Annotated in this window: 17 protein-coding genes; 12 read left to right on the top strand and 5 right to left on the bottom strand. The window is 57.0% G+C overall.

Annotation, left to right across the window (positions count from 1 at the left end):
* Positions 1-261: 261 nt before the first annotated feature.
* Positions 262-1,170: a LysR substrate-binding domain-containing protein gene (locus tag ROS217_RS19995; RefSeq protein ID WP_198134933.1), complete on the bottom strand. Its 909-nt coding sequence runs from the start codon at positions 1,168-1,170 to the stop codon at positions 262-264.
* 136 nt (positions 1,171-1,306) lie between these two features.
* Here ROS217_RS19995 and ROS217_RS19990 point away from each other — a divergent pair, with 136 nt between their 5' ends.
* The 8 genes from ROS217_RS19990 to ROS217_RS19955 are packed head-to-tail and all read left to right on the top strand — an operon-like array spanning position 1,307 to position 11,455.
* Positions 1,307-3,472, top strand: a complete 2,166-nt coding sequence (locus tag ROS217_RS19990) for an acetate--CoA ligase family protein (protein WP_009819631.1) — start codon at positions 1,307-1,309, stop codon at positions 3,470-3,472.
* Between the two features lie 15 nt (positions 3,473-3,487).
* On the top strand, positions 3,488-4,663 hold the full coding sequence (locus ROS217_RS19985; protein ID WP_009819630.1) for an acyl-CoA dehydrogenase family protein: 1,176 nt from the start codon (positions 3,488-3,490) through the stop codon (positions 4,661-4,663).
* Entirely contained in the window at positions 4,660-5,538 is an 879-nt protein-coding gene (locus ROS217_RS19980; RefSeq protein WP_009819629.1) for an ABC transporter permease, read from the top strand. Before ROS217_RS19985 ends, ROS217_RS19980 begins: the two co-directional genes overlap by 4 nt.
* Positions 5,535-6,344, top strand: coding sequence for an ABC transporter permease (locus ROS217_RS19975; RefSeq protein WP_040651925.1), 810 nt, complete (start codon positions 5,535-5,537; stop codon positions 6,342-6,344). Before ROS217_RS19980 ends, ROS217_RS19975 begins: the two co-directional genes overlap by 4 nt.
* A gap of 1 nt (position 6,345) precedes the next feature.
* Positions 6,346-7,428: an ABC transporter ATP-binding protein gene (locus tag ROS217_RS19970; RefSeq protein ID WP_009819627.1), complete on the top strand. Its 1,083-nt coding sequence runs from the start codon at positions 6,346-6,348 to the stop codon at positions 7,426-7,428.
* 30 nt (positions 7,429-7,458) lie between these two features.
* Complete coding sequence (locus ROS217_RS19965) at positions 7,459-8,520, top strand: ABC transporter substrate-binding protein (protein ID WP_009819626.1); 1,062 nt, start codon at positions 7,459-7,461, stop codon at positions 8,518-8,520.
* Positions 8,521-8,579: 59 nt separating this feature from the next.
* Complete coding sequence (locus ROS217_RS19960; protein WP_198134932.1) at positions 8,580-9,410, top strand: enoyl-CoA hydratase/isomerase family protein; 831 nt, start codon at positions 8,580-8,582, stop codon at positions 9,408-9,410.
* A gap of 35 nt (positions 9,411-9,445) precedes the next feature.
* Positions 9,446-11,455 carry an oxidoreductase gene (locus tag ROS217_RS19955; RefSeq protein WP_254656493.1) on the top strand — a complete coding sequence of 670 codons (2,010 nt, stop codon included), beginning with the start codon at positions 9,446-9,448 and terminating at the stop codon, positions 11,453-11,455.
* 51 nt (positions 11,456-11,506) lie between these two features.
* Here ROS217_RS19955 and ROS217_RS19950 read toward each other — a convergent pair whose 3' ends face one another.
* Together ROS217_RS19950 and ROS217_RS24175 are read right to left on the bottom strand one after the other, a co-directional pair.
* Positions 11,507-12,217, bottom strand: a complete 711-nt coding sequence (locus ROS217_RS19950) for an IS6-like element ISRssp3 family transposase (protein ID WP_009819623.1) — start codon at positions 12,215-12,217, stop codon at positions 11,507-11,509.
* A 92-nt stretch (positions 12,218-12,309) separates the two neighbouring features.
* A complete protein-coding gene (locus ROS217_RS24175; protein WP_157046729.1) occupies positions 12,310-12,735 on the bottom strand; it encodes a hypothetical protein in 426 nt (141 codons plus the stop codon).
* Positions 12,736-13,047: 312 nt separating this feature from the next.
* On the opposite strand from ROS217_RS24175, the gene ROS217_RS25040 reads away from it, so the two are divergent.
* Complete coding sequence (locus tag ROS217_RS25040) at positions 13,048-13,173, top strand: hypothetical protein (RefSeq protein WP_009819621.1); 126 nt, start codon at positions 13,048-13,050, stop codon at positions 13,171-13,173.
* 84 nt (positions 13,174-13,257) lie between these two features.
* The gene (locus tag ROS217_RS19940; protein WP_009819620.1) at positions 13,258-14,073 is read left to right on the top strand and encodes a nucleotidyltransferase family protein; all 816 of its coding nucleotides are present in this window, start codon (positions 13,258-13,260) and stop codon (positions 14,071-14,073) included.
* Positions 14,074-14,218: 145 nt separating this feature from the next.
* On the opposite strand, the gene ROS217_RS19935 is transcribed toward ROS217_RS19940, so the two are convergent.
* Together ROS217_RS19935 and ROS217_RS19930 are read right to left on the bottom strand one after the other, a co-directional pair.
* Complete coding sequence (locus ROS217_RS19935) at positions 14,219-15,619, bottom strand: sensor histidine kinase (protein ID WP_083781599.1); 1,401 nt, start codon at positions 15,617-15,619, stop codon at positions 14,219-14,221.
* The gene (locus ROS217_RS19930) at positions 15,589-16,038 is read right to left on the bottom strand and encodes a molybdopterin-dependent oxidoreductase (protein ID WP_254656492.1); all 450 of its coding nucleotides are present in this window, start codon (positions 16,036-16,038) and stop codon (positions 15,589-15,591) included. Before ROS217_RS19930 ends, ROS217_RS19935 begins: the two co-directional genes overlap by 31 nt.
* Before the next feature lie 417 nt (positions 16,039-16,455).
* On the opposite strand from ROS217_RS19930, the gene ROS217_RS19925 reads away from it, so the two are divergent.
* On the top strand, positions 16,456-17,289 hold the full coding sequence (locus tag ROS217_RS19925) for a chromate resistance protein ChrB domain-containing protein (RefSeq protein ID WP_009819616.1): 834 nt from the start codon (positions 16,456-16,458) through the stop codon (positions 17,287-17,289).
* Positions 17,286-18,650: a chromate efflux transporter gene (chrA, locus tag ROS217_RS19920; protein WP_009819615.1), complete on the top strand. Its 1,365-nt coding sequence runs from the start codon at positions 17,286-17,288 to the stop codon at positions 18,648-18,650. The genes ROS217_RS19925 and chrA overlap by 4 nt, the downstream gene beginning before the upstream one ends.
* Positions 18,651-18,778: the final 128 nt, after the last annotated feature.

The raw sequence follows: 18,778 nt of genomic DNA, 5'->3' as shown, positions 1-18,778 counted from the left end.
AGAAGTGTCACACTTCCCTGTTGGGCAAGCAGGTCCGCCGTAGATCTGCTTTTCAGCCGATGGGGGCGGTGCCGCCGAATCCCCGAAGTAGCGTGCGGCCATAGTATCATCGGGAAGGCACGCGAGATGGAATTACCTGATGGCCCACAGTGTTGAAGAGAGCGATGAGATGAAGCTTTCATACGTCTCACTGAAAAATCAAACGAAATGTGCCGATTTTTTTGCACTGGTCGCTAAGGGCCGCTGAAAGCCGGCACCTCGCTACTGCAAGTCGGCGCCGACCTCCGTCAGCAACCAATCCCGCACCGCGGCGACTTCGGGTCGCAAAGGTCGGTCCGAAGAGGTCACGATGTAATAGTTCAGCCCGGTCACGTATTCCCGGGAAGCCGCGCGAACTAAGCCTTTTTGCTCCAGCTCATGGGCGATCACATAGCGCCAACCGAGACCAATGCACTGCCCCTTGATCACAGCCTGCAACAGGAGCGCGTAATCGGAAAATAGCATTTCAGAGGCGTCGCCGGGTGGAGCATATCCCATCTCCGCGAGGTACTTACGCCAAGGTAGTCGCAGTGGCTCGTTGAGATGTCCAAGCGTGTGGCCCTTTAGAGTATTGCAGCCATCCAGCACCCCATGTGCTGCAACGTACCCTGGACTTGCCACAGGAATCACGACCTCTTCCTGGAGGAACCATCGGTCGAACGCCTGTTTCTTTTCCTCATCGTGGCGCACCCCGAGGTCGGCCCCGTTCAATGGGCCAATCGGCTCCCCATGTATGATCTGAAATCGAATTGGGATATCAGGCAGTGCCTGACGGTAACAATCCAATCGCGGCATGAACCAATGTAACGCAAACGCGGAAGTTACTGAAACGGTTACAGAAGCCGGACTTTCACGCATTCGCTCGATCTCGTCCAGTGCCGCTTCCACTTGACGGAAGCCACCAGCCACCGCGTCGGCTAGGATCTGGCCATGACGTGTCAACTCTACCCCGCCCGACGTACGATTGAACAATGGTACACCGAGCCGATCTTCAAGTTGGCGGATCGTTTTACTCACTGCAGGTTGGGTTACGTTGAACTCCCGACTGGCTTCCGAAAAGCTCAGCTTTCGGGCTGCCGCCTCGAAGACAAATAGCGCACCAGCGCTCGGCACTTTCGATCTTAACGACATGAAAACCTCGGTTTGACCAGTTGACCCCATAACTCAGAGTAATAGGGCAATGAGTATTCGTGACGTTACAGATTAGAATCTCCCCCGTAACCTCAATCCTAGGACAGACGACAATTGGACCCGGAAAGGCCCATTGATGCAAGAGTCTTCAAATCTCTACAATGTAAATGCAGTCGTTTCAGAAACGGCGCCGCATGTGGTTCATCCGCACCTGCTCGACCCGCTTTTGCGGCCAACCTCTGTTGCCTTCATCGGCGCCTCAAACCGTCCGCAAACTCTTGGCAACATCATGGTGAGCACTGCGGCTGTAGATGGCTATCCCGGTGCTTTATACCCGGTAAACCCCAAAGAATCTATGATTTCAGGACTTCCTTGCTTCCCAGATATCGCCAGCATTCCCGGACAGGTGGAACATGTGGTGATCGGGTTGGCCGATCAGCGCATAGAGCAGGCCCTGCATGAGGCCATCGAAAAAGGCGTGCGCGCCGCTACCATTTTCACCGGTTGCGACATGTCAGACCAGGGCGATGACAAGTTGTTATATCGCCTCTCGGACATGGCCCGAGAAGCAGGATTGCACATATGCGGTCCCAACAGCATGGGGCTCTTAAACCCTACAATTGGGTTGCGGCTCAATGGTTATGCCTCACCGATCCCTCTGAAGCCGGGTAATATCGCGCTGATCCTGCAATCGGGCTCCGCCTTCAGTGCGCTGGCTTATAACCACCCTAGGCTGCGCTTTTCGTTCTGCGTGTCAACAGGACGCGAGCTTGCCACGCGCAGCGAAGATTACATGCTCTGGGCGCTTGAGCAGCCCGAAACGAAAGTGATCGGCCTATTCCAGGAAACTGCGCGCGATCCGGCGCGTTTCATCACCGCGCTGGAGCGTGCACGACAACGATCCATACCGGTAGTGGTGCTCAAGGTTGGCAAAACGGAGCTAAGCGCACATTTTGCCTCAAGTCATAGCGGAGCAATCGCAGGCGACGCGGCGGCCTACGAGGCGGTCTTCCGCAGCTACGGCGTGGTGGCGACCTCAACCCTCGACGAATTCGGGGCTTGTCTGCAGATTTTCTCCAAGGTCGACGCGGCGCGCTTGCCTGACGGCCTGTTGGCGGGTGTGCACGATTCCGGCGGCGAACGTGAGATGGTCGTGGACCTGGCCGAGCGTGAGGGTGTATTCTACGCCGACATTTCAAAGGCCACCAAAGCCAAGCTAAGCGCCAATCTGGACAGCGGCCTGAAGCCTGAAAACCCGCTCGACGTGTGGGGTTCGGGGCATGAGTTCGAGCGTAAAGTCGAGAACTGCATGAAGGCGCTGATTGACGACCCAGCCACTGGGGCACTTGCGCTGTTCCAAGACATTCGCGACGGCTCTTACGTAGCCACCGGCTTTCTGTCTGCACTGCGCCGGGTCAGTAAGAGCAGCAATAAGCCCGCAATTATTGTCTCTAACTATGCCGGGGTGCGGCATGGAACCATTGCACTCGAAGCCGTTGAGGCAGGGCTGCCAGTAATTGAGGGCTCGCAAGAGGGCCTGAAGGCGATCCGCGAATTGTTCGCCTTCCGCGACCGTCAAAAGGTATCCCGGGGGTCTCTCCCAGCCACCTCACCAGAAATCGTCAGCCGCTGGCGCACCCGGTTGTCGGAACCCAATGATTTGAGCGAAGCGGAAGCACTGGCGCTTATTGCAGATTACGGCATTGCCACGCCCCGCGTTGTCGAAGTGGACACGCTTGAGGCGCTGCGCAACGCCGTACCCGAAGTCGGCTTGCCCCTCGTACTCAAGACGGCGGCACCCGGCATCAAGCACAAAAGTGATGTCGCCGGGGTGTTTCTCGGATTAACAGACATGGCCAGCATCGAACTAGCCTATCGTGAAATCGCCGTGCGTTTGGGACCGCAAGCAATTCTCGAAGAAATGTTGCCAAGTGGCATTGAGCTCGCATTTGGGTTGGTTCAGGACGAGACATTTGGTCCGTTCGTGATCATGGCCGCTGGCGGCATCTGGATCGAGGCGCTCGAGGACCGGGTCGTTGCGTTGCCACCATTTGACCAAGCCGAGGCGCGTGGCATGATCGACGAATTGCGAATCCGCCGACAGCTAGGTGGCGGCCGTGGCGTGCCCCCTGCCGACTTGGACGCCATCGCTCAAGCATTCTCGCGCTTTTCCCAGCTTGCCGCCGACTTGGGCGACTTGATTTTCGAGATGGATGTGAACCCTCTTTTTGCAAGGGCGGACGGGATACGTGCCGTTGATGCCCTGCTGAGCGTTTGCGCCACGCGCACGCCCAATATTTGACAAGGACAACCACTCATGGATTTCGAGTTTAACCCCCGCCAAAAGGCACTTTCGAAATTGGGTCGGGATTTCGTGGAGCAAGTCTTACAGCCGCTTGAGCAGGTGACGGATGAGCATGGTGAGTTGCCCGAGAACAAGCGTGCCGACGTCCGTCAAGCAGTGCGCGACTGGGGACTGGCTGGCATCAATCTTGGCCACGAGCATGGCGGGCTGGGACTTACGATGGTTGAGCAAACCTTGGTCGAGGAACAGCTCGGCAGAGCAACAAACGGTTTATGGAGCTGCGTCTGGCGCCCACCCGTGAGTCTCAAGTTCGGCACACAGGCACAAATCGATGACTATCTCATCCCCTCTGCCTGCGGCGAGCGGCGCGGCTGCTTTGCCATCACTGAGGCGGATGCCGGCTCCGACCCCCGTCGGGTCAAAACCAAAGCCGTGATGCGCGACGGGCAATGGTATTTGAGTGGCGAGAAATGGTTCGTCACCTCCTACAATGCCAGCGATTTTATTATCGTGCACGCTCACGTGGATGATGATCCGGACAAGCCGACCCTCTTCCTCGTGGACAAGCCGGTGCTCAACATGACCCATGTGCGGTCTCCCAAGTTCATGCACAATTTCGCATTTGACCATGCAGAGCTTATTTTCGATGAAACGCCGGTAGCGGCTGATCGCCAACTTGGGGAGATCGGACAAGGGTTCGAACTGACGAAGGACTGGTTTGTAGAAGCCCGACTTCAGATCGCGGCGCATTCCATCGGCGCGGCCACCCGCGCGGCAGAAATCGCTAATGAGTTCGCGACCTCACGCCACCAATTCGACCGCGCAATTCGTGATTTCCAAGGGATCGAATTTATGCTGGCGGACATGGCGGTAGATATCTTCGCCGCCAAGTCAATGCTGTATCGAGTTGCCGCAGAAATTGACGCGGGTGCGGACCGCTCACGCGTGCACGCCCATGCCAGCGCGCTCAAACTGTTCTGCTCAGAGGCTTCTGGGCGCGTAATTGACAAGGCGGTGCAGATACTCGGCGGGCGCGGCTATATGCGCGAGAACCCTGCGGAACGCCTCTATCGGGATATCAGGGTGGACCGGATCTGGGAGGGCACCTCGGAGATACAAAGAAGCGTAGTGGGTGGCCGCATCCGCAAGCACGGCATGCGTATTTACTCGGAGGCATTTGAAACATGACCCGGGTTGAAACCACGCATGCCTGGCGGGGACACGACCAAAGACTCGGCCGGGCTGCGATGACATTCTTGCTTTTTCTACCAGCATTGATCTTTCTTGCGGTTTGGTTCGTCTGGCCGTTAGGCCAACTTATTCTTCTGAGTTTTCAGGGCGAGGACGGTGCTTTTGCCGCTTACCAAGAAATTTTGACAAGCGAAGTGTTCCGCATTGTCTTCTTCAACACTCTCAAGTTGGCAGTCCTCGTCACGATCATCTGCACCATACTCGCTTATCCTGCCGCCTGGCTACTTACGCGAGTCAAAGGGTTTTGGTTCAGCATAGCACTCTACTGCATCCTCGTGCCTTTTTGGATCAGCATACTAGTGCGAACTTTTAGCTGGATGCTGCTGCTAGAACGCAGCGGACCGGTCAACAATTTTCTGATTACCCTCGGCGTCACCGACCAGCCACTTAAGTTGCTTTTCAATGATCTCGGCGTCTACATCGGAATGGTACACGTCCTGCTGCCTTACGCGGTGCTTCCGATCTATTCTTCGATGCTCAAGATCGACCAGCGGCTGCTTTTGGCAAGCGACAGCCTTGGGGCCTCAGGGCGCACAACCTTTTTCAAGATTTTTTTGCCTCTTACCCTGCCCGGCGTCACCGCTGGGGCGACGTTTGTTTTTCTGCTGGCGCTGGGTTTCTACATCACTCCGGCCCTACTTGGAGGACCACACAACCTCACGGCGGCAATGCTGATCGACAGTTTTGTTAATGAACGGCTGGTCTGGCCGCTGGCGGCGGCGGCCTCAGTGATCCTACTGGTAATTGTGCTCGTCGTATTAGCGGTAACCTCACGCTTTGTTTCTCTCGGCTCTTCGGTGGTGGTTAAATGAGACGGTTCAAACCTTCTTCACAGGCTCTTACCCAGATTGCAGGCGCCGTAGTTCTCGCCTTTCTGGTAATGCCGATCTTCGCAGTGGTCCCGGCTTCGTTCAACCAGGCCTCCTTTATCAAAATCCCGCCTGAGGAATTGAGTCTCCAGTGGTACAGCGCCTTTATTGAAGATCGGGGCTGGATGAGCTCGCTCTTCAACAGCATCCGGGTGGCACTGCTTACGACGGCAATCGCCCTGGTGATCGGTACACTGGCAGCGCTGGGTGTGGAACGCCTGCCCAAGCGCATGCGCCCCTTCGTCATCGGGGCGGTGCTCTCGCCGCTGATCGTGCCCGTAATCATGATCAGTATCGCGCTCTACTACGTAACCCGCAGTATCGGCCTCTACGGCACGGTAACGGGGCTTGCGCTCAGCCATGCCCTGATCTGCGTTCCGTTCGTGCTCCTCAACGTGAGCGTTTCCCTCCAGAGGCTTGATCCTAATCTTGCGCGGGCCGCCTCGGGTCTCGGTGCGCGGCCGGGTTATGTGTTTCGCACGGTAACCCTACCGGCAATCTGGCCAGGCGTGGCGAGCGGCGGGGCTTTCGCTTTTGTGCTCTCGTTCGACGAGGTGGTAATCTCGCTGTTCATCGCCGGCTACGGTGCCAAGACGCTGCCAGTCAAACTTTGGGAGCAGATCCGGGTGGAGTTCACCCCAGTCGCGGCCGTCGGCTCAACCCTCATTCTCACATTCACAGTCGTGCTGTTCATCCTTACTCGTCTGAGCGCCCGCAAACGCAACTCCGCCGCAGAAGGGAGCCAGTAAGATGGCCGTCAAAGAGACACATGGGGTCAGGTTCGAGCAAATCTGCAAATCTTTCGGAGAGGTAAAGGCCCTTCGCCCGCTCAATCTAGAGATCAAACCAGGGGAGTTCCTTACCCTTCTTGGACCGAGCGGCTCTGGCAAGACGACGCTGCTCAATATCGTCGCCGGCTTCCTTGATCCAGACGACGGTCGCCTGATTTTGGGCGGACAGGATGTCACGGCCCTTCCCCCGCGCGCGCGCAACATCGGCATGGTGTTCCAGAACTACGCACTCTTCCCGCACATGAGTGTGGCGGAAAACGTAGCCTACGGCCTAAAAGTCCGCGGTGTGAAGGGCATGGCACTCCAGCGGCAAGTCAACGAAGCGCTCGAGATGGTCCAACTCGGCGGCTACGGCGAGCGCGCCATAGATCAGCTTTCCGGCGGTCAGCAACAGCGTGTTGCATTGGCGCGTGCCATGGTCATCGAGCCGGATCTGTTGCTGATGGACGAACCGCTCGGGGCGCTCGACCGGCAATTGCGCAAGCATGTTCAGCTCGAAATTCGCCGTCTCCACACGAAATCGCCGCGCACAACTATATACGTGACGCACGATCAAGAGGAGGCGCTCGTGATGTCCGACCGTGTGGCGATTATGCGCAATGGTCGGATCGTCCAGATTGGCACGCCTGGCGAGCTCTACGAGAAACCTGACAGCGCCTACATCGCACGGTTTCTTGGCGAATCCAACCTTCTGCCGGTGAAAGTGCTGGGCGTCGAGAAGGACAGGATCGCCTACAGTATACGCGGCTACGAAGGCACATTCTCCACCCCGGCGAAAGGCCAAGCGGAAAACACGCCGGGCGAGGCGCAGCTTCTGATACGGCCCGAAGCGCTGCGCGTCTCGCAAACAGACGGCAACAGCCTTCGCGTGGTGGTGGAAGAGGTCGTTTATCTGGGCGAGCTTACCGCCACGAAATTGCGGTTTGCAGACGGCCAAGAAGGCTGGCTGCGCGCAATGAAATCCCCAGCGCACCAGCCTGGGGCTGTCATCCGGGTCACTTGGGCACCGGAGGACACCCGCCTGCTTCCGGCAAAGGACTAGGCGGTCAATTAGAACAGAGGAGGAAAACTTATGTTCAATCGAAGAGAATTACTCAAGTCCGCTACGGCCATGAGTCTGCTGAGCGCAACTTCACTCGGTCAGGCGCAACGCGCCATGGCTCAAAACCGACCATTCATCTTCTGCTCTTTCGGCGGCGCGCTGTCGGAAACGGAGGAGAAGGCCTTCATGACCCCGTTCAGCGAGATGACTGGCCAAGAAATAATGAACGTATCTCCTACCAACTACGCCAAGATCAAGGCGATGGTGGAGGCCAACGCAGTCGAATGGGACTTGGTTAATGTGGGTGGTCAATTCATTTACCAAGGCTCCGAGGCAGGGGTCCTCGAGCCTATCGATTACTCGATCGTGAAGGCTGATCATCTCGATCCGAGCTGGCGCACTGAATACGGTGTCTACACCAGCACTGGCGCATCTGTGCTGGCTTTCAACACCAATGCCTTCCCCGCAGGCCAAGAGCCCCAATCGTGGGAAGACTTCTGGAACGTCAAGGATTTCCCCGGCCCGCGCAGCCTGTATACCAGATTGTACTATAACTACGAGGCTGCACTTTCAGCAGCTGGTGTCCCACGCGACGAAATATACCCAGCTACAGACGAGAAGATTGAGATGGCTTTGGCCAAACTCGAGGAGATCCGTCCGCACATAGCCGTGTGGTGGAACTCTGGCGCGCAGCCGCCACAGTTGCTCTCGACCGGGGAGGTAACTATGGCTTTAGCCTGGAGCGGCCGGATATTCGATGCGATGGCAGAAGGCAGCCCCGTATCAATGACATTCAAGGACGCAATCGCATGGGGCAACGCCTACGTTGTTCCTAAAGGGACGCCTTATCGAGACGTGGCGATGGAACTCATCAACTACTGCATCACTCAGGAAGCCCAAGAGCGACTGGTGCCGTTGGGCACCTATGGTCCGTCACTCGCCTCAGCAGCTGCAACTGCGGATGAACAGCAGGCCAAGTTTATGGTGACCCACCCAGATAATGCCAAGGACACCATCTTGTTCAACGACAAGGAAGTAGCGCGCTACTGGACGGACTGGGAAGAGCGCTGGCAGAAGTTCCTGCTCGGTTAACAACAAATGTCCCGGGGCCTGCATAGTGGGCCTCGGGCCGCTAACAGAAGGAATATCAGTTGACCGACGCCACCAAATTTGACGCAATTACTTATGAAGTTCGAGACCATATAGCGGAGATCAGTCTTAACCGCCCCGAAGTTTTGAACGCAATCAACAGCACTATGCTAGCGGAGCTGAACCTAGCTTTGGACCTCGCTGAGACCGACCCAGAGGTAAACGTAATTCTCCTGTCAGGACGCGGACGCGCCTTTTCTGCTGGGTTCGACCTCAAGGAATCAGCCGCACGAGGTGATGTGACGCTCGCACAGTGGCGGCAGTTCCTTCAGGTGGATTTCGATCTTATCATGAGGTTCTGGGATTGCCCCAAGCCCACTGTAGCGTCGGTGCACGGCCATTGCCTGGGCGGCGGCTTCGAGTTGGCCATGGCCTGCGATCTGACCGTTGCGAGCGATACAGCGATGCTCGGTGAACCAGAAGTGAAGTTTGGCTCTGGTGTCGTAGCGCTGCTTTTACCTTGGCTCACTGGGCCGAAGATGGCGAAGGAGATTGTGCTCACCGGCCTCGACAAGCTCACCAGCCAACGTGCCTACGAGATCGGCCTGGTTAACCGCTTAGTCGCGCAAGCCGCGCTTGACGATACGGCCCGCAACCTCGCCGCTGCGATGTCAAGCGCTTCTGGCGCTTCTGTGAGGATGTCTAAGCAGGCGATAAATCGCAGCTACGAAGTGATGGGCATGCGTACCGCCCTTCGGCAGGCCCTCGAGCTGGATATCTACATAGAGGCGAACGGTGGTCCGGAACGAGAGGCATTCAACCGGATCCGCAGGGAGGAAGGCTTGAAAGCAGCGATCGCTTGGCGCGAGAGGCGCTCTGCTCAGACCGTTTAAGCCGCTGTAACCCATCCGAAGACTTGCGTTCCGACATGTTGCTTTTCAGTCATTCAGATTCTGAGACCCCAATGCCCAATGCCCCTTTCTATCCAAGGCTATTCGCCCCGCTGACGCTAGGGGATTTCGAAATCCGGAACCGCATTGCATCGACAGGGCACCAAACCTTTCTGGCGGAAAACAATCTGCCTGGTGACGCTTTGGTGGCCTATCATGAGGCCCGTGCGCGTGGCGGTGCCGGGCTTATTATCACTGAAGCAGCGCGCTTTCACGAGAGCGCCTTTGCCGCACCGCGTGAACTGCATCTTGTGGAAGACTCCGCCATACCGGCCTATGCAAGACTAGCAAAAGTGGTTCAGGGCCATGGCGCGCGCATCATCGGCCAGCTCTCGCATTCTGGACGGGTTTCCCATCGGATGCGCGAGGGCCATCGCGGCGTAGCCTATGCTCCCTCCTCCGTGCCCGATCGGCGCTATCAGACCGTACCAAGGCAGATGTCTACTGAACTGATAGAAGAACTGGTCAGCGCCATCGGCGCCGGTGCTCGGCGCTATGCCGACGCCGGCTATGATGGGGTCGAATTGATGGCGAGCCACGGGTTGCTCTTCGCCCAGTTTCTAAATCCTGCTGTCAATCGGCGCACCGATGACTATGGTGGCACGCTTGATAACCGGATGCGCTTTTTGTGCGAAAGCTTGGCGGAAGTGCGCCGCAAAATACGGATTGGCATGGTCATCGGACTGCGCATTTCGGCCGAGGACTTTGAAGTGGATGGCGCTGAGCCTGACGAGATTGAGTCCGCTTGCTCTTACTTGGCTAAAACCGGAGCGATCAATTATCTCAACGTTACCGCCGGGTCCATGGCTGGACTCGGCGGCTCGATCCACGTGGTCCCACCGATGGAGATCGCTTCGGCCTACCTAGCCTCTCACGCCGGACGTCTGCGCACAGCCACCAGCTTGCCAGTGCTAGTGGCCGGACGCATCAATCAACCCCAGGAAGCCGAACAGGTTCTGGCCGCCAACCATGCTGATATCTGCGGTATGACCCGTGCGATGATCACCGACCCGGAACTGGCTGCCAAGGCCCGAACTGGGAGAAGCGAGAAGATTAGGGCCTGCATCGGCTGTAATCAGGCCTGCATTGGACATCTCCATAAGGGCGTTGGCATTTCCTGCATTCAGAGTCCACTTTCAGGCCGCGAGGCCCGCTTCGCCCCGGCCTTAGCTGAACCAAGCCGAACGCCAGGTCGAATAATGGTGGTCGGGGGCGGCCCGGCGGGCATGCGCGCCGCCGTCACCGCAGCACTGCGTGGTCACAGTGTGCTCTTGATGGAGGCCGCGCCGAAGCTAGGGGGACAAGCGCTGTTGGCCCAGCGGTTACCAGAGCGAGCCGAGTTCGGTGGGCTGCTAACCAATCTTGAAATGGAACTCAACTTGGCAAACGTAGATATTCGCATGCACCAGTTTGTTGATCGTGCAATGATCGAGGCCGAAGCACCGGACGCGCTCATTCTCGCCACGGGAGCCCGCCCTGCCCCGTTTGAAATCGAAATCGAGGACGATCGGTCCCCAGTCCTTGCCGTAGAGGTATTGCAAGGCAACGCGCAGATTGGCGGGAGAGTGGTGATTGCGGATTGGCGCTGCGATTGGGTGGGCATAGGCACCGCTGCACATTTGGCGGCCAAAGGGCACCACGTGCGCTTGGCGGTTGATGGGGTTTGCGCCGGGCAAAACCTGCCGACTTATGTGCGCGATTACTGGGCGGGCCGGCTGCATGCGCTCGGTGTCGAGGTTATTCCCTACGCGAGGGCTTTCGGGATGGATGCAGATACCGCCTATTTCACCCACACCGTGACTGGTGTGCCCATTCTCTTTGATGGCGTGGATGATCTAGTGGTTTCCGGGCCCTATCTGCCTGACACCCGCCTCGAGGACGCATTGAGCGGCCTCAACATACGCATATCGCGCGCTGGAGACTGCCTCTCACCACGCACCGCAGAAGAAGCAGTTTACGAGGGATTTCTGGCCGGGCTCGAGGTCTAACTGGCTTTGTCAGGTTGTTATGTCGCGACGTGACCAAGATCCGCGTCCCGATCAGGCAGCAATTTCGGCCGCATAGTTGTTCCACAGGCTGAACGCGTCAGCCCGGGATTGGCGGTAGGATGCTGCGGAAAGGCGGTGGCGTTTTGGACGAAAGATGGTGGCAGTCTGATCGTCGACGGATAGAAAACGCTGTGCATGGTGTGGGGATTTGAAACGACCCATGATCTTTTCTCTTCGTCGTGTGGGTCGATGCGACGCCTCGGATCGGTTGTTCAACCCCTTGTGGGAACGATGATCGACGCTTGGGCAAAGGTCACGGACGGCCACGCCATAACTGCGCAGTTTGTCTGTCACGAGCGCGCGTGGCACACCCCATCGCTTCATCAACTTCATCAGGAAACGCTTGGCAGCATGGGCATTTCTGCGGCTTTGCATCAGGATCTCCAGCACGTCTCCGTTGGCGTCGACCGCTCGCCAAAGCCAATGTTTTCGCCCTCGAACTGAAATCACGACCTCATCGAGGTGCCATTTGTCGGCAGGAACTGGGCGGTTGTGACGGATCTTGGCCGCTATCAGCGTTCTGAACCGTTGGCACCACACTCGGATGCTTTCATACGAAACGCTTACGCCCCGTTCGACCAACAAATCCTCGAGATCGCGCAGGCTCAGGGCAAACCGATGGTACGCCCAAACGGCATAGGAGATGATGGACCGAGGGAACCGGAAGGCTTTCAGGCGAGGCTGTGAAACTTTGCTGATCATGAAAGATGGCTATGCGTGCAGCCTGGGCGCGTTAATAACCTGACAAAGCCGTCGAGGCGTCAACTCTGAGACCTAGCTGAGAAGTTGCGAGGCTAATCGAAGTTCAATTCTAAGTGCAGCGGAAACCGGTCTCTCTCTTTGGTCAGCATAAAAAACAGACTGTCATCTTTCAGGAAGATGCCGCAACGATTGGAAATGTTCCCAAAATCAACGCAGACTTTGCCATCCTGGCGAACCTCAAAAAATTCTAAAACTGTCTGGGGCCGATCTTTGTGTTTGAGTGTAAAGGTCGCACCTTTGACAAAGGCCGGGTCCTCCAATCCTGGAAAGGTTAAGCCGCGACCAGACGTGAGCATATTTGCCTGTTCGTAGCTCAAGGTGCTTTGTGAATTGGACGCTCCCACATCTTGAGCCACGGTGCCTGATGCCAGCGCTGCGAAGTATATCACTCCTGTTATACAAGCGCGGAATGCAAACTCTGCATCTTTTCTGATTGAACGATACTGGAGCATGGTCATGACGACTCACTTTCAAGTATATTTTACGCTTGGTTTTGTACGCCGTCTCATGTGATTTGGATTTCTCGATCCTGATCGCCCCTGCAGGATAAGCGGCTCGCGTGGCGACAGCGTTAACCAGTCTGGGTCGCACAGGAGGCTGGACGAACAGCGTGGGGTCATGCAGGTATGTCTGCCGAACAGCTCAAATACTTTATGTGATCTGCTGGTGCGCTTCAGATGGGACGTTCATGCAGTGATGTTGCATGACAAAGTGGTCACTCGGTAAACGAATATGAATTGGTTTACCGGAATAGTAACTTGGAGGCTGACATGGCGAACCTAAGCTCAGTGGCACGCTCCGCCTATGGTGATCTCTTGCGCCTGTTGAAAGACGACATGGTCGCCAATGTTCGCGGCTCGCTCGTGACCAAGGAACGCGGCGGCAAGGTCTACTGATACGCAGCCGAGAAGATCGGCAGCGATGTGAAGTTCTGGTATATTGGTCCCGACTGCACTGAGACGCGCAATCGCGTGGACCGCATGAATAAACTGCGCGAACAGGCGGCGGATCGCAAGCATGAACGCGGCCGCCTCGCGCGTCTGCTGCGCGCCGAGGGCATGACCCCGGTGGATCGCGGCACAGGCGGGTTGCTGCTTGCTATGGCCAAAGTCGGAACTTTCAGGTTGGGCGGCACTCTGATCGGCACGAATGCCTTTCGTTTGATGGAAGGAGACCTGGGCACCACCCTCCCCCTTGGCAGCGTCGCCAACACGGGAGATGTGGACATCGCGCAATTCGAGCGCCTGTCGGTTGCTTTGCAAGACACTGTCGAACCCTCCTTGGCCCAGACATTTTCGGCGCTCAAATTTGATCCCGTTCAAGGTCTTGACCGCAATAGTGTCTGGCGCTGGCGGCAAAGCGGACAGACAGGCACGATGATCGAATTCCTGACACCGTCTTTTGACGCGGACGAAGGCATTCGAGATCTTCCCGCTCTGGGTGTCAAGGCGCGGGCCCTGCATCATTTGAACTACCTGATCTCGGATCCGATCCACGCCGTTGCACTCTATCGGGATGGAATCCTTGTGCAGATTCCACGCCCCGAAAAATTCGCCATACACAAGCTGATCGTCGCGGATCGTCGCCAAGACGGGCCCGAGTCTTTCAAGGCCGAAAAGGACCGCCTGCAGGCCGCGTTCATTATCGAAACCATGTCCGAGGATCGCCCGTCCGATATCTGGGACGCTTATGCTGACGCAATGGCGCGCGGCCCCAAGTGGCGTGATAGGATTGAACGGACGCTGAAACGCATGCCAGGCACGCGCGAGACGCTGGTGGCGTGCGAGGCAGCGTAGCACGGCCATAGGAGGCAGGAAACGGGAAGGGATACCTGTGGTTCAGCGCAGGCCGAAGTTGCCCAGAATGAACATGACAATCACCACGAGTCCGACAAAGTAAACGGTCCGGTTCCTCGGCATCCTATCTGTTACATGATCAAGATTAGTCTTGAGAAATCCAAGGCAGTTCGATCCAAAAAATTGAGCCTTGGCCTTGTGTCGAGTTGAACCCGATTTCTCCATCCAGCAAGTCGATCAGCTGTTTGGAAATACTCAATCCGAGGCCACTGCTCTTGGTCGCGCCAGTGGTGCCTGGATTGACCTGGTAGAACGGTGAGAAAATGGAGCCTTGTAGATGATGCGGGATTCCGATCCCCTCATCTATGACTTCAACCCGGGCTTGTTTACCAACCTTCAGCACCCGAATGTCAACGCTTCCTCCTGAAGGCGTGAATTTTGCAGCATTGGAGATTAGGTTGATCAATATCTGGCTAACGCGTCCCCTGTCCGTGAGCACCTCAACGGTTTCAGTTGCAGTTGTTAGACGGTAGGTGACGCCAAACCGATTGGCATAGGCCTCACAATCTTCAACAGCTGAGGCCGCAACTTCGTTCAGATCGACGGGTTTTTGCACCACTGTAACTCTGCTCTCACTCAAGGCTTGAGCGTCCAGAATATTGTTGATCAGCTCAAGAAGTCGATCCCCGTTTCGAGACGCAACGTCGAGTAGCTTGATCGTCGTCTCATCGACGAGAGTGTTGTTCAGCTTGAACTTAAGCAATGCCAGTCCTCCAAGAATGGAGGTGAGCGGCGTGCGCAGTTCATGGCTGATCACGCTCATGAAATTCGTTTTCATTCGCGCCGCAGATGACGCTTCATCGGCGAGCTTGCGCATTTTGTTTTCCGCTTGTTTGGCAGCACTGAGGTCAAGGAGCAGAATAAAGACGAAGATGGCCAAAAGGATCAAGACTGTTGCGCCAAGATAGGCGATCGCATGAGAGAGGGAGAGTAGGCCAGTTCTGACATCAGCCATAACAGCTGATTTTGCCTGTGCGAGTTCCACTAAAAAGTCGCGTATGGACAAGTCATATCCATCCAGTTGGCGTAGAATTTCTTCGACCGAAGCCCGGCGCTGCTCAATGCTCAAACTGTCTGAAACAAGACCCGCAATCGCTGGCTCAATGCGTCTAAAGGTGGCTTCAAGGTCCCTCACGACATCTGCGTTAACATCGAAAGTTTCGATTACCTGCGGTAAACTGCCTTGTTTGAGCACAGAAACCCGACTCCAAGCGATATCAAGCCGGAAACCAATGTCTGTTTCCACCCCGTATCCCAGAGCAAACTTGCCCAGTTCATTCTTTAGTCGCAGCAGTTCGAACTGCAACTGAGATGCGACCCAGACCGGGTCGCTCTGCTCTGCCACTTGGATGTTTTGAATACGTTCATCCAGTTGGTAGATCACGGTGAACACGAAAAGGATCGCTATCATGAAGAGCGACAGGAAAGTTGCTCGAACAAACCGTCCTCTAAGAGCTATTCGACGAAAATAGTCTTGAGCTGCCATACCAACCTGTCGTTGTAGATCTCGTCCTGCAATTCTGGGTGTTCATCCATGGGGTAGATGACCCAAATAGGTCCTTTTTCTCGAACGGACATAGGCTCGCCGTCGCGAAGAACCGCCAGAATGACGTTGTAATCAAAGGCATCTGCAGCCGGCACCTCAGACGAGAAGTCGTTCAAAGCAACCAATTTGAGTGTCACATTTCGCTCGACAGCCATGTCTTCGAGGACTGAACGCAGGCTTGGCCCACGAAACTCGGTGGCTTCGTCGACATAATCGTTCGTGGTCACCAGGGTTGTCTGTTGCATGGAGAGCAACTCTGCGAGCGAGAAGCTCTCAGACCGATCAGGGCCTACAACGGTCAAGATGTCCTGGCCATATACAAATGTCGGGAACACGAGTAGCGACGCCAGGATTGTCATTGCACGTATCATTTTCGTCCGCATTTTTGCGCCTTTTTCGTTATAGCTTACAACCCTTAGTAGAACCCGACTTTATGGTTTTTTTGTGAAATCTGCCTGGTTGCGCTCTAGTTTGGCTTCACAGATTTGTTTGAGGGTAGCTAAACTATGATCTCGGAAGGGTCTGGACCAGAACGTCCAGCAGGGCTCTTCCCCGGCGCGCGGCGCAGAACATGGACGCCCTGACTGTCAAACCGTAGTCCGGACACTTCCGGCAGGAATAGTGAACTGCCCCGCGGAATGCAGTTTTGGGGCTTTTCTTGACAAGCAACCGCGAAGCGATGACAAAGATTCCATGGGGATGCGCGATCTCCCCACGAGGCGCCAGCTGAAAATCGTGTTCCGATCCTGTCGAGATGTTTCCAAGGAGGAACGCACATGCCTGCGCCTGATGCCATATCCTGTGAACAACTGGCCCGACTTCTGGGCACTCCGAAAGCTCCGGTCATTCTTGACGTGCGCCGTGAGACTGTCCGGGCCAAAGATCCGCGGCTATTGCCGGGCGCGCGGACCCTGAGCGAATCTGACTTGACCGCTGAGCATATCAGAAAGATCGCATCCGAGATCGCCGAACCTGTCGTTGTAGTCTGCGCCGAGGGTCACCAGCTCAGTCAGGGAACAGCGGCCTTTCTGCGAACCGAAGGCGTGCATGCGGAATACCTCCTGGGCGGACAGGCCGTATGGGTTGCGGCGGGTTTGCCGCTGATAGATCCGGGAAAGGTCACCGTTCGCGACCGGCAGGGCCGCTCACTCTGGGTGACGCGGTCGCGACCCAAGATTGACCGCATCGCCTGCCCTTGGCTGATCCGTCGTTTCATCGACCCGCGTGCAGTGTTCCTGTTCGTGGCTCCTGCCGAGGTGGAGGATGTCGCCGCGCGGTTCGGGGCCATGCCCTTTGATATCGAGGGTGTGTTCTGGAGTCACAGGGACGGGCTTTGCACCTTCGATGTTCTCATATCTGAGTTCGGTCTGACCACTCCGGCCCTCGACCGGTTGGCGTTGATCGTGCGGGGGGCCGACACGGCTCAGCTTGACCTGGCGCCGGAATGCGCGGGGTTGCTGGCGGCCTCACTGGGATTGTCACGCATGTATTCCGACGATCTGGCACAGCTTGAGGCCGGGATGGCGCTCTATGACGCCTTCTATCGATGGGCGCGCGATGCAACCGATGAGCAGCACAATTGGCCGACAAACTCTGGAAAAGCGAAATGAACCCGCAAGACTACCCCACACTGGGCGAGGCGGCGCGGGTCTGGGCGCGTATCGCGGCCCTGTCTTTCGGTGGACCGGCAGGGCAGATCGCGGTGATGCACCGCATCTTGGTCGAGGAAAAACGCTGGCTGGGCGACGCGCGGTTCCTGCATGCATTAAACTTCTGCATGCTGTTGCCGGGTCCAGAGGCGCAGCAATTGGCGACCTACATCGGTTGGCTGATGCACGGCGTTCGCGGCGCGCTGATCGCGGGGCTGTTGTTCATCCTGCCGGGTGTGGTGGCGATCATGGCGCTGTCATGGATCTATGCGATCTGGGGCAATGTGGGCTTCGTGTCGGCGCTTTTCTTCGGGCTGAAGGCGGCGGTGCTGGCGATCGTGTTGCAGGCGGTCGTCCGAGTGGGCAAGCGTGCTTTGAAGAACAGTGCGATGCAGGCCATTGCCGCGGCCTCATTTGTGGCGATCTTCGCCTTTGGCGCGTCTTTCCCGCTCATCGTCGCGGCTGCCGCCCTCGTTGGCTGGACCGGGGCCAAGGTAGGTCTGGCAGCATTTCAGGGTGCCGGTGGGCACGGATCGGTTGGCAAGAGCCATTTTGATGATAAGGCGACCCTTTTGGGTGAGGAGCACGGAGACCTGACCGGCGCCAAACGGGCGGGTGCGTTCCGTGCCGGGGCGGCAGCACTGGCCCTATGGCTCACACCAGTCATGGCATTGGTGTTGTTGTCACCTGACAGCGTATTTGCGGACATCGCCACGTTCTTTTCCAAGCTGGCCGTGCTGACGTTCGGCGGTGCTTATGCCGTGCTGGCTTGGGTCGCGCAGGAGGCCGTCGGCACCCACGGCTGGCTACAACCGGGCGAAATGCTCGACGGTCTTGGGATGGCCGAGACTACGCCGGGACCATTGATCATGGTGTTGCAATTCGTGGGCTTCATGGGGGCCCTGCGCGAAGCGGGCGGAACGATGCCACTGCTGGCGGGCAGTGCGGGTGGGTTACTGGCGACATGGGTGACCTTTGCGCCCTGCTTTGCATGGATTTTTCTGGGCGCACCTTTCATGGAAGGGCTGCGGTCCAACCGGGCACTGTCCGCGGCTCTGACGGCAGTGACGGCGGCTGTGGTCGGTGTGATCCTCAATCTCGCGATCTGGTTCGCAGTACATGTCATCTGGCGTCAGGTTGCGAGGATCGAGACTTGGCCGCTGTCTCTGGAACTTCCGGTGCTGGCCTCCATCGACTGGGCGGCAGCAGCAATGTCGCTACTGACACTAGTGGCCGTGTTCCGGTTGCAACTGGGTATGGTGACTGTGCTGGGGGGTGCGGCAACGGTTGGCCTTGTTTTGCATCTGATCGGACTGGTCTGAGGCGTCAGACAGGCCTCGGCCAATCGCGGTACAGGTCGTCGATGACTTGGATGTGGGCGTGCTGGTGGCCCTGTCCGGCCAGATACGGGTGCTTCGGTGACGGGTTCGGATCGACTGTTAGATGTAGT

The organism is Roseovarius sp. 217 (assembly GCF_000152845.1).
Lineage (GTDB): Bacteria > Pseudomonadota > Alphaproteobacteria > Rhodobacterales > Rhodobacteraceae > Roseovarius.
The sequence above is the reverse complement of the archived record's forward strand: the minus strand, read 5'-3'. Positions and strand labels throughout refer to the sequence as shown.

Excerpts from the sequence above, each read along its gene's own strand:
- ROS217_RS19995 (WP_198134933.1), bottom strand. The coding sequence starts at position 1,170 with ATGTCGTTAAGATCGAAAGTGCCGAGCGCTGGTGCGCTATTTGTCTTC.
- ROS217_RS19990 (WP_009819631.1), top strand. The coding sequence starts at position 1,307 with ATGCAAGAGTCTTCAAATCTCTACAATGTAAATGCAGTCGTTTCAGAA.
- ROS217_RS19985 (WP_009819630.1), top strand. The coding sequence starts at position 3,488 with ATGGATTTCGAGTTTAACCCCCGCCAAAAGGCACTTTCGAAATTGGGT.
- ROS217_RS19980 (WP_009819629.1), top strand. The coding sequence starts at position 4,660 with ATGACCCGGGTTGAAACCACGCATGCCTGGCGGGGACACGACCAAAGA.
- ROS217_RS19975 (WP_040651925.1), top strand. The coding sequence starts at position 5,535 with ATGAGACGGTTCAAACCTTCTTCACAGGCTCTTACCCAGATTGCAGGC.
- ROS217_RS19970 (WP_009819627.1), top strand. The coding sequence starts at position 6,346 with ATGGCCGTCAAAGAGACACATGGGGTCAGGTTCGAGCAAATCTGCAAA.
- ROS217_RS19965 (WP_009819626.1), top strand. The coding sequence starts at position 7,459 with ATGTTCAATCGAAGAGAATTACTCAAGTCCGCTACGGCCATGAGTCTG.
- ROS217_RS19955 (WP_254656493.1), top strand. The coding sequence starts at position 9,446 with ATGTTGCTTTTCAGTCATTCAGATTCTGAGACCCCAATGCCCAATGCC.
- ROS217_RS19950 (WP_009819623.1), bottom strand. The coding sequence starts at position 12,217 with ATGATCAGCAAAGTTTCACAGCCTCGCCTGAAAGCCTTCCGGTTCCCT.
- ROS217_RS24175 (WP_157046729.1), bottom strand. The coding sequence starts at position 12,735 with ATGACCATGCTCCAGTATCGTTCAATCAGAAAAGATGCAGAGTTTGCA.
- ROS217_RS25040 (WP_009819621.1), top strand. The coding sequence starts at position 13,048 with ATGGCGAACCTAAGCTCAGTGGCACGCTCCGCCTATGGTGATCTCTTG.
- ROS217_RS19940 (WP_009819620.1), top strand. The coding sequence starts at position 13,258 with ATGAATAAACTGCGCGAACAGGCGGCGGATCGCAAGCATGAACGCGGC.
- ROS217_RS19935 (WP_083781599.1), bottom strand. The coding sequence starts at position 15,619 with ATGGCAGCTCAAGACTATTTTCGTCGAATAGCTCTTAGAGGACGGTTT.
- ROS217_RS19930 (WP_254656492.1), bottom strand. The coding sequence starts at position 16,038 with ATGACAATCCTGGCGTCGCTACTCGTGTTCCCGACATTTGTATATGGC.
- ROS217_RS19925 (WP_009819616.1), top strand. The coding sequence starts at position 16,456 with ATGCCTGCGCCTGATGCCATATCCTGTGAACAACTGGCCCGACTTCTG.
- chrA (WP_009819615.1), top strand. The coding sequence starts at position 17,286 with ATGAACCCGCAAGACTACCCCACACTGGGCGAGGCGGCGCGGGTCTGG.